Consider the following 12,893-nt stretch of genomic DNA (forward strand, 5'->3'; position numbering starts at 1 on the left):
GGGCCGATCGGCCCGAGGGGTGGGTCGGTTCGGCTCACGCGGAAGAGGGGGCATTATGGGTGGGTGTAGGTCCGCAAGGACAGCCGCTCGATGCAAGTCGGCGGGGATGTGGGTCACGATACTTGCGGTCGCGGTGCTCGTTGCGCTCGCTTGCCCCGTCTCGGCGGGGGCGGTGGCCCCGGATCTCTCCGGCACGGTAACGGATGCTGCGACGGGCGACCCCGTAGCGGGCGTCTGGATGGATCTCTACAGCTACAACACGGACTACGGGGGATGGGATTGGCAGGGCTACCTGGTCACGAACTCGTCGGGTGTATATTCGTTCGACGGTCTGACCAGCGGAGTGACAAACGCGCTGTCGGTCTACAGGACGGGATACGAGTACTACTGGGTCGAGGACATCGTGTTCGCCGGAACGCCGCTGACGCTAGATATCGAGCTGACGGCCGTACCCAAGTCGATTCACGGTACCGTGACGGATAGTCGCACGGATGCCGCGATTGTCGACGCATCGGTTGAGCTGTACTACGACTCTGGTGGCGGCGACTGGTGGTGGTGGGACTGGGCGACATCCGACGAATCTGGCGACTACAGCTTCTATTCCTACATCGGCGCGGGCGATTTCTACGTTTCGGCCGAGGCGCCGGACTACTGGACGTCGTATTCGGACACGCTGTTCTACAACGGCTCCGATGAGATCCGGCAAGACTTCTCGATGGTCGCAATGTACGAGTCGACCGCGGATGCCTATGAGCCGGACAACCGCATTGTGGACGCGAAGCGCATCGCGGTGGATGGGTCGGTCCAGGAGAGAACCATCGCGTGGAACGACCCCGACTACATCAAGGTTCCTGTGCGGGCCGGCAAGGCCTACCACGTTCAGGTCGGGTACAACGGCATGGGCTACGTTTGGGGCCGTCTCTCTGCCCGCGATGGCGCGAACGTGACCCTCGCTGAGGTCTGGATATCGGGTGGGGACTGCAGCCTGAGCTTCACGGCGGAGAAGACGGGCTGGGTCTACGTCGAACACCAGATCGAGTACGGGAGCAGCCGATACTCGATTTCTGTTGGAGAGGCCGAGCCTTCAGCTATCGTGGGCATTGTGAGCGACGAGGACACCGACGAGCCTATCGAAGACGTCTCGGTGGTCCTCTTGAAGGAGTACGCGACCCCCTATGAAGGCGACATATGGTGGGACTGGGCCGACTCGGTGGAGACCGACGGTGATGGAGCCTACGAGTTCTTGTCGTTGATTCCCGATACATATTCTGTGCTCTTCGATACCTGGTACACACCGGAGTATCTTTCGGAGTCCTGGAACAACAGTCAGGACTTCACCCTCGACCCGATCGTGCTCAATCCAGGTGACGTGTTCCAGGCTGATGCGCAACTTGGCCGCGGTGGAACCCTTGTCGGGCATGTGACTGACGAACTCTCGGGCGAGCCTCTTGCGGGGGTCTACGTCCAAGTGTTCGACATAGACGACATGTCCGGTGACAGCATGTCCGGGTACGAGACCATGAGCGGCTACGATTGGGCTGGGAGCGACTACACGGCGTCTGATGGATCATTCGCAGTCTCCTCGCTCCGACCCGGATCCCAGCTGGCGATTCTCTTCTGGGATGACTCCGGTGTCTACGACATCGAGTGGTACGACGATGCCGCGGACATCTCGGCTGCAACTCCCATCACTCTGGCCGCAGGTGAGACTCGTGTGGCCGACGGCCGGCTCCGAATCGATCCAGCATTCGGTGGGGTTCGAGGCGTCGTTTCGGACGAGGTCGATGGCGTCCCGATTGCGGACATCTGGGTCGAGGCGCTGATGTCCGGGTACGACATGTCCGGGTACGACGTGTCCGGGTACGACATGTTTGGCCGCGGATTCTCCACCTACACCTATCCAGACGGAACATACCGACTGGGGCGGTTCTGGGCAGGCACCAAGGTCGCTCTGGGCTTCTCCGACCCCTTCGGAGGCTACCTCTCGGGGTACTACGACAATCCCGGGACTCCGGAGGAACTAGACTACGTTGAGGTGATCGGCGGGCAGATGGTTCGGGGCGACAAGGCCCTTGCACGGAACCCAGGGAGGGCGTTCCTCGAAGGGACGGTACTCGATGCCGAGACGGGCGAGCCGTTCCGACACGCGAGCGTGTACGTGGAGCAGATGTCCGGCTATGACATGTCCGGCTACGACGACCTGAGTGGCTACTCGTTCTGGAGCCGAACGGATTCCGACGGGCACTATCGGGTCCGTGGCCTCTTCCCGGACACGAAGTACATTGCTTCAGGTGATGTCTGGACCACCACCCACGTGACGCAGTACTTCGATCACAAGGCGTCATATCAGAAGGCTGACTTGCTGAGCTTCGCGCCTGGTGAGATCCGTGCGGCCGACTTCGACATTCACAAGCGTGCCAAGCTGAGCGGCGTCGTGACCGAGGAAGGCACAGGGGCGCCGATCGGCAACGTCCAAGTGCAGGTTCTCGAGCGAACGACCGACGGCATGAGTACGTATCGGATCCAGACCGGGTACACGGACCGAGCTGGTCGCTACAAGTTCGACTGGCTCAGCCCGGATGGAGACTATGTACTGCGATTCGACACCCGAGCGGTGCGAGGCTATGTCTCCGAGTATCACGATGACGCCGAGACGGAAGCCTTGGCCAGCACCATCAAGCTCGTCTCCGGCCACAACACGCTCGACGCATCGCTCGCGATCGCGGCCGATGCCGGCTCGATCGGAGGCGTCGTGCTCGACGAGTACGGCCGAATCGCCTCCGATGTGGCCGTCGAGGTGTACTCGATGGACTTCATGAGCGGTTGCGAACTCGTGGCTACCGGTCTCACAGACGACTCCGGTGCCTGGAGTGTGCCCAGAATGCCGTCGAGCGGGCAGTACCTCGTGGGCTTCTCAGATCCGTTCGGACGATACGTTGACGAGTTCTTCGATGACGCACCGGACATAGGCGGAGCCACAATCGTGCCGGTTGTGGCTGGAGAGACCACTCCTGTGAGTGCGGTTCTCGCCATGCTCGCCCCCGACTTCGTTTCTCCCGAGATCTTCGATGATGCGGTGTCTTCGTACGATGACGAGGCGTCGTTCTCCATCTGGGCGACCGATGACGATGCGGGCGTCTCTAAGCTGTTCTATCGTCTGAACGATGGTGACGAGGTAGAGGTACTCGGCGCAGGACCCGAGACCATCACGTCGACCAATGTCGGCGAGAACACCTTGGTCTACTGGGCCAAGGACCGTGCGGGCAACGTCTCCGTTCCGGCCATCGTCGAATTCACCGTGGTCGACACCATCGCGCCCGAGACTGGTGACGATGCGAAGGCGACCTATGACGACAGTGCCTCCATCGCGCTGTCGGCCAGCGACTCCGGTTCGGGCGTCGACTACATCGCATACCGACTCGACGGCGCTGCCACACAGACTGTCAGCGGAACCTCGGCTGTCATGGGCAGCGACCTCTACGGTGATCACGAGCTCGTCTACTGGGCCGCTGACAACGCTGGAAACAAGAGCGACAAGACCACGCGCGAATTCACTGTCGGCGACACGATCGCTCCCGAGACGGACGATGACGCGGAAGCGACCTACGATGACGGTGCGTCTATCACACTGTCGGCCAGCGACGCGGGTTCGGGCGTCGACTACATCGCATACCGCCTCGACGGCGCTGCCACGCAGACCGTCAGCGGAGACTCAGCCGTCGTGGACACCGACGAGTACGGCGACCACACGCTCGTCTACTGGGCCGCCGACAAGACCGGCAACATGAGTTCCAAGACGACTCGCAACTTCACGGTCGGCGACACGATTGCTCCCGAAACGGACGATGACGCGAAGGCGACATACGACGACGGCGCATCCATCGCGCTTTCGGCAAGCGACGCTGGCTCCGGTGTCGACTACATCGCATACCGCCTCGACGGTGATGCCACACAGACCGTCAGTGGTGAGAACGCCGCCGTCAACGTCTACGCCTACGGCGACCACGATCTCGTCTACTGGGCCGCTGACAACGCAGGCAACGTGAGCTCCAAGACTACCCGCTACTTCACAGTCGGCGACTCAATCGCACCTGAGACGGGCGACAACGCGAAGGCGACGTACTTCTCCTCGGCCACGATCACTCTTACGGCGAGTGATGCCGGGTCGGGTGTCGACTACATCGCGTACCGTTTGGACGGCGGGGCGACGCAGACAGTCGACGCCGTGTCGACTGCGGTCAGTACCTCAGCCGTCGGCAACCACAACCTGTCCTACTGGGCCGCTGACAACGCTGGAAACAAGAGCGACAAGACACTGGCGAGTTTCGCGGTCCTTGCTCCCGCTCAGAATCACACTCCGGTGCAGGCACAGAACCGCTACGGCATGGCCGTGGCCATCGCCAAGGAAGCCTTCCCTGGATGGGTGGGCGTCAAGCACGTGGTCATCGCCTCTGGCGAGGATCGCGCTGCGGCCGACCCGCTCGCAGCAGCCGGGCTCTGCGGTGTCTACGACGCGCCCCTCTTGCTGCTGCGTGGCGCCTCTCTGCCCTCCGAGGTAGCTGACGCCATTCGCGCCATGCCGGACGACCTTGCTATTCACGTCGTCGGTGGGCCGAACAGCGTGCCGAAGAGCCTGCTCACGCAGCTCCGGGCCATTCCCGGAGTCAAGAGCGTCGAGCGTCTGCCGTATGGGGATCGCTACCAGACGGCTGCCGAAGTTGCGAAGCGCATGAAGACCGTGCTGGTGGCAGATGGCGGCTCGTTGCCGACCACGGCACTCATTGCCAACGGCGCGGACCCCAACAAGTTTGCGGATGCGCTCGCTCTCTCGCCGATCTCGACCAGCGAGCACTATCCGGTCTTGCTGGTGAAGGCGGATTCGATACCCGGGCCCACGCAGGCAGCCCTCACAAGCCTCGGCTTGACCACCCGCATCATCGGGGGAGGTCCCGCGACCGTGAAGGATTCGGTCAAGAAGACCCTCGGTGCCGAGCGCTGGTCCGGCGATGATCGCTACGCCACCGCGCGTACGATCGCCACCAAGGCCATTGGCCGAGGATGGCTCGAGCCAAGGTGCACCGGAATCGCAGCCAAGCTGGCAGACGCGCTCACGGGTGGAAGCCTGGTGGGCCGCATGAACGGCGTGCTTCTCTTGACCCGTTCTGAGAGCCTGTCTGCCCCAACGGCGGAGTTCCTCAAGGCGAACAAGGCCGCCATCGAGGACTGTTATGTGTTTGGCGGTACCGCTAGCGTGTCCGCGAAGACGCGCTTGCAGATCGATGCGGCACTCAAGTAGCGTCGCTCGCCACGCTGGGCTCACGTAGCCCATAGGTGTTCAAGGGCGTCCGTCCCGGTTTCGCACCGGGGCGGACGCCCTAGTGTCAGTATGGTGTGCGGATGTTGTGCTCGTGCGGAAGACAGGAGACCCGCGCTGGCTCGCCAGAAGAACAATCGCTCGCAGGTCTCGATCGTGGGGGCGACCTTCAGCCGGATGGAGCGGTGGGGTCGCGCAACGCTTGTCGCGGGCCTCGCACTTGCGTGCGGCGGTGTTCCGCTCGCCATGGCGCGTCTTGGCGGAAGCCCGTTCGGGCCCGTGAAAGCCGTAGTGCTGAGCCTGGCGACGGTCATGATCGGTCTTGGCCTGGCACTCTCAGCACAGTCGAGCGCGTCGCTGTCTCGCATTGCTCGTCGGTCGACGCTGGCGTGGGCTGCCCTCGCTCTGGTGGGCGTGGCCTGTTTGTCGGCAGTCACCGCGATTGAGCCGCACCAGGCCATCCTTGGCAGCTACCCGGACTACCGGGGGCTTGCGCTCGTGATTGCGTGCCTTGTGTCCGGGGCGGGAGCTGCGGCTCTTGCCTTCGGGGAAGTGGGCCTGCGCGTCGTCTCGAGGGCCACGGTCGCAGCAGGGCTTCTGGTAGGCCTGGCGGCCTTGGTGGAGCGTGTGGATACGGGTTCGAGCTTGCCGGATTGGCAGATGCTTCGCATCGCGTCGACGCTCGGCAATCCGTCGAACCTGGGTGTCTACTGCGTGATCGCTCTGCCCCTGGTTCTATTCGTGGTGCTTCGTGATGCCAGGAGGTTCTGGCGGATTCTTGCGGTCGTCACGTTCGGGCTGCTCGGTCTTGCGCTGCTGTGGTCGAGCTCCCGCGGAGCCTGGATAGGGCTGGTGGCGGCAATAGGGACGCTTGTGCTCGTCGTTGCCATGGGGCGTGCGCGCGGCGGCGGTGCCAGGAAGCTGGTACGCGTGGGACTTCTGCTCGCAGTGTGTGTTGCGGTCGGCGCGCTTGCGAACCCGTCCTTTGGCGAGCGCGTGACGTCTGTGTTCGACACGAAGTCCAAGACCGCGCGGTGGCGAGTCTCGGCGTGGAGTTCGTCTGTCGAGATGATCAGCGACAGGCCGGTGCTTGGCTGGGGTCCGAACAGCTTCAGGTTCGTGTACTCCGACTATCAGGCGCCGAAGCAGATTGACGGGATGTTCGGGTACCAGATCGTTGAGGCGGCCCACAATGTGGTCCTCGATACCGGTGTGGCGTTCGGGATCCCGGGTCTGCTGGCGTTGCTTGCTATGACTGGGCTGGCGACGACCACCATCGTCAGGGAGGCGCGCCGTGAAGATGCGGATTCGATCGAGGTCGCTGCTGTGGGAGCCTCGCTCGTGGGAGGCGTTTCGGGTCTGATGCTGCACTACGTGACTATGGATACGGGACCGGTTCTGGCCGCAGTCGTCGGACTCGTGTGCGCGACGCAGGTGCGACGGATCGCTGCGGATGCATCAGACGCGGAGGCCGGTGCGCAGGCGCGGTGGCTGCGCATGGCTGCGATCAGCGGTGCGGCGGTCGCGTTCGTGGCGCTGGTTCTGTTCTCACGCGTGTTCACTGCGGACCTGACAGCGGCTCGCGCCGTGTCTGCCGCGAAGTCGGGGGTGGATTGGCCTGTCGTGCGCGAGCGCGTCGAAGCGGCGCGCCGGAACGCACCCTTCGAACCGTTCTTCGCCCGCCAGGAGGGCAAGGCGGCAGCACTCTTCGTGCAGAAGCGTTTCGATGTCGATGCGCTCGAAGATGGCGCGCGCGCCTACGACGACGCCCTAGTCGCCATGCCAGACGACCCCACACTTGTCGCAGAACGTGCCAACCTCTACCTGGCAGCCGCGATGTCGAGCAAGGACGCGCGATACGCTACCGAGGCGCTCCGCGGATTCGAGAGGGCTACGCGCATGGATCCCAACACGGGAATACCTTGGGCCGGGAAGGGGTCGGCGCAAGCAGCGCTCGGGATGTGGGAGCAGTCAGCGGTCTCACTGGAGCGTGCGGTTGAGCTCTCGCCCCGGTACAGGGTGGCGTGGCGGAATCTGGCGACTGCCTACGATGCACTAGGGATGGACGCCAAGGCCAAGAACGCGCGGTTCCGGGCGGACGGCGTAGCCGAGCCGACGAAGGCACCGCAGTAGCGCTCGATTGCCATCCCCATGCCTACGAGCCGCCGCCGGACTCTGTCCTTGGCCGGTTCGGCAACGAGACCGAGGATCGGTCTCCCCCGACGCTACTCTCCTGAGCTGCTCGTGATGATCCGGCCGACTCCGCCGCAGTGGTGTGTCTCGTCGCCGATCTTGGCAGCCGGGCGTCCGTTGATGAGTACGGTGGGGCCCCCCGGTGATCTCGAAAGTGTTCGGACCCGCGCAACCGGCATGCACGCCCCGGTCGCCTTTGCGTGCCGCGGGTTTGCCGTCGATGAACACGTTCGGACTCCCGCTTATGATGGGGCCCTGCACAGGCACTGGGTCAGCCGGACTGCCGTGGTTGTCCGCGGTGCACTTCGCGAGGTCGCCGACTCTGGCGTAGCCAGCGGTTGAAACCGCCTCGATGTTGAACGTCCGCTTGTAGGTCTTGCCCTGGTACACGACCGAGAGGGTGATGGTGTTGCCGCCGGGTCCGTCGAATGTCGGCCGGACTCGCGTTCCGGTCTCAGGCTCGAACGATCCGCTCCCGCTCCACTTCACCTGGTCGGCGAGGTCGACCGTGTCGCCTTCCTTGTCGGTCGCGGTACACGTCGCGCCAAAGACCCAGCCCGACACGAAGACCTTGGGACTCCTGCCGACCGGGAACGTGAGCGCGAGCTGGACGGGTCCGGACTCCGGGTTCTCGGCGTCCTCGCTCTGCTGCTCGAGATACTCGAGCAGCTTCTCTTTGGCCATCTCGAGGAAGTCCTCATCGCTCATGCCGTTGCAGCCTGTGAGAAGGAGAGCGGAGCTGAGCAGCAGTCCCGCGAGAAGGATCGAGCCGAATCGCACGAGGATGCGCCGCGTCATCTCACTTCACCTCCGTCGTGTCGTTGCCTACGAGCTTGAGCCACGGTCCGTAGCTGGCGAGCGGGCGCGTGCCCTTCATCGAGACCGCGCCGTCGGCGATGGTGAGCGATTCGACCATGAAGCCGTTGCTGTCGAGGAGGTTGGTGATGTATGGCGTGCCTTGCGATTCCTTGCCCTGGTACCACGAGCCCGGAACGCCGATTCGCGCGATCTCGACCTCAGAGAGCGAGAGCGCGACCGCGTTGTTCGTGACGCTGCACGTGCCCTTGACGTAGAAAGGTGCGCTGCCGGTGAGCTTGAGCGCGCTCGCGACCTTGTCCGCGTTCGCCTGCGAAACGCCGGCGGACAGCATGAACGGCACCGCCTGCGATGAGTTGAGGATGCCAGAGGCCTCCGCCGTGCCATCGCCATTGAAGCGCAGCTGCACGATGGAGAGCGGCCAGTTGGGAATCCCGCTCTGGCCGATGAGTAGCATCGACGAGGCCTGGTCACTCGTCATGCCAGCGTCGAACTTCTTGGCCGCGTCCGTGTTGTCGAGGAGCGACTGGAGCTCCTTTGGCGTGCTCGGCACACCGGGATATCCGCGCCGGCGTATGCATTCTCGACCGTGAGCTTCACGCCGAGGTCCCGGGGCTTGTTCGAGCCGAAGAGCCGCGACACCCACGGCACGACCCCGAAGTAGCCTCCGATGAGCAACACCGCTACAACCAACACCGCAAGAACTACGCCGGTGATCTTGAGCGCTTTCACGATGCCGCCTCCGTAAAGCCCAGTTTGCGAGTCGCCTCATGGTAGCGGCTTCGACCTCTCACGGGCTATCTCGGACGACGGTTCTCTGCCTACATTCGGTGAACGGCTGAGTAGGCTATGGCGCGGCAGACATTGCAAACCCTCCCAGCTGCGGTATGTTCGCATTGGAACGTCCACATTCTGCATAGCGCGTCGCCAGCGACGCGAGTCCAACAGGAGGTCTGCATGATCAAGGTCGCGGTGTGGGGCACGGGGATGATGGGGCAGGGGCTCCTTGGCTATCTGCTCGATCGGCCACGGGACGTCGAACTCGTCGGAGCGATCGTCACGAACCCCGCCAAGGAGGGCGTCACCGTCGGCGAGCTGCTCGGACGCGACTGTGACGTGCGGATGACGACCGACTTCGAGTCGGTGTTGGCGCTGGGTCCGGATGTGGTCTGCATCAACACCCAGAGCTACCTGCACGAGATCGAGTCTCAGGTCGAGCCTTGCGTGCGGGCGGGGGCCAACGTGCTCTGCATCGCCGAGAAGCTTGCATATCCGTGGGCGAGTGACGTCGCGTGGGCCGAGCGATTCGACGCACTCGCGAAGGAGTTCGGCGTGAGCATCCTCGGCACGGGGGTCAATCCCGGCTTCGTGCTCGACGCGCTTGCGGTCATGTGGACGTCGGCGTGTTTGCGCGTCGATCGCATTGAGGCTCGGCGCGTGAACGACCTCTCGCCGTTCGGGCCGACCGTCATGCGCACCCAGGGCGTGGGGACTACCGTCGAGGAGTTCGAGCGGGGCGTGGCCGGGGGCACGATCGTCGGCCACATCGGGTTCCCCGAGTCGATCGGGCTCATCTCACGCGCGCTCGGTTGGACGATCGACGAGGTTGTCGAGACACGCGAGCCGATCGTGAGCACCGTCGCCCGCGAGACGCCGCATGTGAAGGTTGCCCCCGGCGACGTGTGCGGTTGCCAACACACGGGCCGCGGCTACTCGGGCGGTGAACTCAAGATCGAGCTCATCCACCCGCAGCAGATCCATCCCGAGCTCGAGGGCGTCGAGACCGGCGACTACATTCGGGTCCACGGCGACCCGGAGGTCAACATGGTCAACAAGCCTGAAATGCCCGGTGGCAAGGGTACCTACGCGAGCACCGGCAACTACATCCCGCTCATCGGCCCGGCGCCGGCGGGATTATTGACCGTTGTGGACATGCAGATACCGCGATTCTGGGCACCATCTGTGTAGTGGTCCGGGATGTGGCGGCAGGACCAGAAGGTGAGAGGAGCTGCTACGGTGCGTCGGGGGGTGTATTCCGATGAGTGACCAGTGTGCTGCAGGCGACTGGGTCGAGATCGAGAGCGTGTTGCTCGAGCCCGGTGACCGGTCACCAAGCTTGCCCGCCGAGACGGCCGACAAGCCGCTCGTGATGTGGGTGAAGGGCTTCGCGATGACCGCTGCCGATGTTGGCGCGCAGGTAGAGATAGAGACGATGACCGGTCGTCACATACGCGGCCGGCTGGTCACCGTCGACCCCGGCTACACGCACACGTTCGGCCCGCCGCCCCGCGAACTCGCGCGGGTCGGGCGCGACCTGCGCGGCCGCATCGCGGCGTGGCGCGCAAAGCACGGCGGCAGCGCGAGTGGCTCGAGCGGGGGTCCACGATGAGCAACCGCTTCGACGAGCTCATGGCCCGCCGCGGCGACATCATGGTGCGCGCTCTTGGCATGGACTACTCGCAGTTCGAGCGCAGCCCCATCGCCTTCGACTACGAGGGAATGATGGCCGCTCATGGATACTCGCTCGACGACATCATTGCCATCCAACGCGCGGCTGGCGTAGGCAGCACGCCGCTTCTGGAACTACGCAACATCACCGACCTGGTGCGCTCGTACGCCGATCCCGGTCGCGGCGCGCGCATCTTTGTGAAGGACGAGGCCGCCAACATGGCGGGCTCCTTCAAGGACCGCCGTGCCTCGATGAGCACTCACGTCGCTCGCGAGAAGGGCTACGCCGGCGTGATCGCCGCGACCTCCGGCAACTACGGCGCCGCTGTCGCGAGCCAGGCCGCGCGAGCCGGACTTGCGTGCATCATCGTGCAGGAGGCGTTCGACTCCCGCCACATCGGCCAGCCCGAGATCATCGAGAAGGCGCGCCTCTGCGAGGCGTTCGGGGCCGAGGTCGTGCAGCTCACGGTCGGTCCGGAGCTGTTCTTCCACATGCTCGAGCTTCTCGACACGACCGGCTACTTCTCGGCGTCGCTCTACTCGAGCTTCGGCATCTCCGGCATCGAGACCCTCGGTGCGGAGCTGGCCGAGGACATGCGTGCGCTCACGGGCGCGCCGCCGACCCATGTTGTTATCACGCACGCCGGTGGCGGCAACACGACCGGCACCGCCCGCGGCCTGAGGCGCGTCGGCGCGACCGAGACGCAGATCGTGAGCGCAAGCGTGGACCTTTCCGGCTTGCACATGGCGAGCGATCGCGACTTCAACCGCAAGAGTTTCACGACCGGTCACACCGGTTTCGGTGTGCCCTTTGCGACCTGGCCTGACCGTGCCGACGTGCCGCGCAACGCCGCACGCTCGCTGCGCTACATGGACCGCTACCTCACGGTGACGCAGGGCGAGGTCTTCTACGTGACCGAGGCGCTTGCCAAGCTCGAAGGCCTCGAGCGCGGGCCCGCCGGCAACACCGCGATGGCGGCTGCGGTCTCGCTCGCGCGCGAGCTGCCGCGCGACGCGACCGTGGTGGTGCAGGAGACCGAGTACACCGGCGCGGGCAAGCACCACTGGGCGCAGCTCGCCTTCGCGCGCGCCAACGGTGTGGAGGTGCGCGCGGGAGATCCGCGCGACAACGTGCCGGGGGAGGCGATCGTGATCCCGGAGTCACCCGAGCAGATCCACGCGGTCGACTTCGACCTGGCGAAGCTGCGCGTGAGCTATGTGCGCAACGCGCTCTCGCATGCGCCCGAGGGCTACGTGTCCACCGCCGCCGACATCGCGTTCCTTGCCGAGGACACGCGAAGCGACGCGGCGTGGGTCGAGCAGGTTGTCGCCGGGCTGCGGGAGAACGCGTGATGCTCGCGACGTCCCGGGCAGCGCTCGCGCGCGCTGCGCTACAGCAGGCGGATCTCGACCGACGTATCGATGTCGGCGAATGCACGACGGTCGGCCGTTACGAGCGGGCAGTCAAGCTCCTCGGCGAGCTGAAGGAAGAGCGCGTCGTAGACCGAGATATCGTGTCGGTACGAGAGGTTCAGCGCGGCCGACAGGCGCTTGGTCGTAGCGGGCACGAGTTCGACATGCAGCACGTCCAGTTCTTCGAGAAGTTCCACAACGGTCTCTTGGCCGAGACGTGTGTACCGCAGGGAGTTCGTGAGCTCGACGTGCATGTGAGCGGGCGCGGCAATCACGACGGTCCCGTCTCGGTGCGCGGTGAGCAGTTCGAGCGCGGTGTCGACGTTGCTCTCGCCGAACGGGTGGACCCACTTGAAGGCGACGGAACTGTCCACGACGACGGGATTCATCGCGTCCATCCCTCAGGAATCCCGCGCTCCCGGTCCCGGCGCAGCTGGTCCATCATGCCCTGGATGTCCGTCTCGGTGAGCTTTGCTCCGATACGTCGCATCCCCGCGATAGCGCGATCGATGTCTCGACGACGCATCTCCTCGGCGGAGAGGTTCTTCACGTCGGCGACGTACCGCGCGCTGGCTTCGGCGATGAAGCCGCTGCGAGTCAGTCCGAGCTCTTCGGCGGTCTCGTCGATCTCGGCTACCAGATGCTCCGGCAGCGAGACGTTCACCTTGTATGCGGCCATGCAGATCACCTCGGTCTATGGATACACCAC

The 12,893-nt window shown here is 64.5% G+C and carries 10 protein-coding genes; 5 read left to right on the top strand and 5 right to left on the bottom strand.

All coding sequences use genetic code 11. The features are described 5' to 3' along the window. Positions 1–106: 106 nt before the first annotated feature. Together Q8K99_10600 and Q8K99_10605 are read left to right on the top strand one after the other, a co-directional pair. Entirely contained in the window at positions 107–5,296 is a 5,190-nt protein-coding gene (locus Q8K99_10600; protein MDP2183002.1) for a cell wall-binding repeat-containing protein, read from the top strand. Between the two features lie 174 nt (positions 5,297–5,470). Continuing rightward, positions 5,471–7,447 carry an O-antigen ligase family protein gene (locus tag Q8K99_10605; GenBank protein ID MDP2183003.1) on the top strand — a complete coding sequence of 659 codons (1,977 nt, stop codon included), beginning with the start codon at positions 5,471–5,473 and terminating at the stop codon, positions 7,445–7,447. Here the strand turns inward: Q8K99_10605 and Q8K99_10610 are convergent. From Q8K99_10610 to Q8K99_10620, 3 genes are read right to left on the bottom strand one after another with little or no spacing between them, the layout of a single operon-like run. After that, a complete protein-coding gene (locus Q8K99_10610) occupies positions 7,370–8,305 on the bottom strand; it encodes a PAAR domain-containing protein (protein ID MDP2183004.1) in 936 nt (311 codons plus the stop codon). The genes Q8K99_10605 and Q8K99_10610 overlap by 78 nt on opposite strands. Position 8,306: 1 nt before the next feature. Further along, complete coding sequence (locus Q8K99_10615) at positions 8,307–8,804, bottom strand: hypothetical protein (GenBank protein ID MDP2183005.1); 498 nt, start codon at positions 8,802–8,804, stop codon at positions 8,307–8,309. Beyond that, on the bottom strand, positions 8,801–9,055 hold the full coding sequence (locus tag Q8K99_10620; GenBank protein ID MDP2183006.1) for a hypothetical protein: 255 nt from the start codon (positions 9,053–9,055) through the stop codon (positions 8,801–8,803). Before Q8K99_10620 ends, Q8K99_10615 begins: the two co-directional genes overlap by 4 nt. A 225-nt stretch (positions 9,056–9,280) precedes the next feature. On the opposite strand from Q8K99_10620, the gene ord reads away from it, so the two are divergent. The 3 genes from ord (at position 9,281) to ortB (ending at position 12,124) form a co-directional block, all read left to right on the top strand. Beyond that, a complete protein-coding gene (gene ord / locus Q8K99_10625) occupies positions 9,281–10,291 on the top strand; it encodes a 2,4-diaminopentanoate dehydrogenase (protein ID MDP2183007.1) in 1,011 nt (336 codons plus the stop codon). 70 nt (positions 10,292–10,361) lie between these two features. Further along, positions 10,362–10,712, top strand: a complete 351-nt coding sequence (ortA, locus tag Q8K99_10630; GenBank protein ID MDP2183008.1) for a 2-amino-4-oxopentanoate thiolase subunit OrtA — start codon at positions 10,362–10,364, stop codon at positions 10,710–10,712. Further along, entirely contained in the window at positions 10,709–12,124 is a 1,416-nt protein-coding gene (ortB, locus tag Q8K99_10635) for a 2-amino-4-oxopentanoate thiolase subunit OrtB (GenBank protein ID MDP2183009.1), read from the top strand. The genes ortA and ortB overlap by 4 nt, the downstream gene beginning before the upstream one ends. Positions 12,125–12,162: 38 nt before the next feature. Here the strand turns inward: ortB and Q8K99_10640 are convergent, their stop codons facing one another. After that, positions 12,163–12,573: a type II toxin-antitoxin system VapC family toxin gene (locus tag Q8K99_10640; protein ID MDP2183010.1), complete on the bottom strand. Its 411-nt coding sequence runs from the start codon at positions 12,571–12,573 to the stop codon at positions 12,163–12,165. After that, positions 12,570–12,863, bottom strand: a complete 294-nt coding sequence (locus Q8K99_10645; protein ID MDP2183011.1) for a type II toxin-antitoxin system HicB family antitoxin — start codon at positions 12,861–12,863, stop codon at positions 12,570–12,572. Before Q8K99_10645 ends, Q8K99_10640 begins: the two co-directional genes overlap by 4 nt. Positions 12,864–12,893: the final 30 nt, after the last annotated feature.

The organism is Actinomycetota bacterium, assembly GCA_030682655.1.
GTDB lineage: Bacteria > Actinomycetota > Coriobacteriia > Anaerosomatales > JAUXNU01 > JAUXNU01.

Excerpts from the sequence above, each read along its gene's own strand:
- Q8K99_10600 (MDP2183002.1), top strand. The coding sequence starts at position 107 with ATGTGGGTCACGATACTTGCGGTCGCGGTGCTCGTTGCGCTCGCTTGC.
- Q8K99_10610 (MDP2183004.1), bottom strand. The coding sequence starts at position 8,305 with ATGACGCGGCGCATCCTCGTGCGATTCGGCTCGATCCTTCTCGCGGGA.
- Q8K99_10640 (MDP2183010.1), bottom strand. The coding sequence starts at position 12,573 with ATGAATCCCGTCGTCGTGGACAGTTCCGTCGCCTTCAAGTGGGTCCAC.
- ord (MDP2183007.1), top strand. The coding sequence starts at position 9,281 with ATGATCAAGGTCGCGGTGTGGGGCACGGGGATGATGGGGCAGGGGCTC.
- Q8K99_10645 (MDP2183011.1), bottom strand. The coding sequence starts at position 12,863 with ATGGCCGCATACAAGGTGAACGTCTCGCTGCCGGAGCATCTGGTAGCC.
- ortB (MDP2183009.1), top strand. The coding sequence starts at position 10,709 with ATGAGCAACCGCTTCGACGAGCTCATGGCCCGCCGCGGCGACATCATG.
- ortA (MDP2183008.1), top strand. The coding sequence starts at position 10,362 with ATGAGTGACCAGTGTGCTGCAGGCGACTGGGTCGAGATCGAGAGCGTG.
- Q8K99_10615 (MDP2183005.1), bottom strand. The coding sequence starts at position 8,804 with ATGACGAGTGACCAGGCCTCGTCGATGCTACTCATCGGCCAGAGCGGG.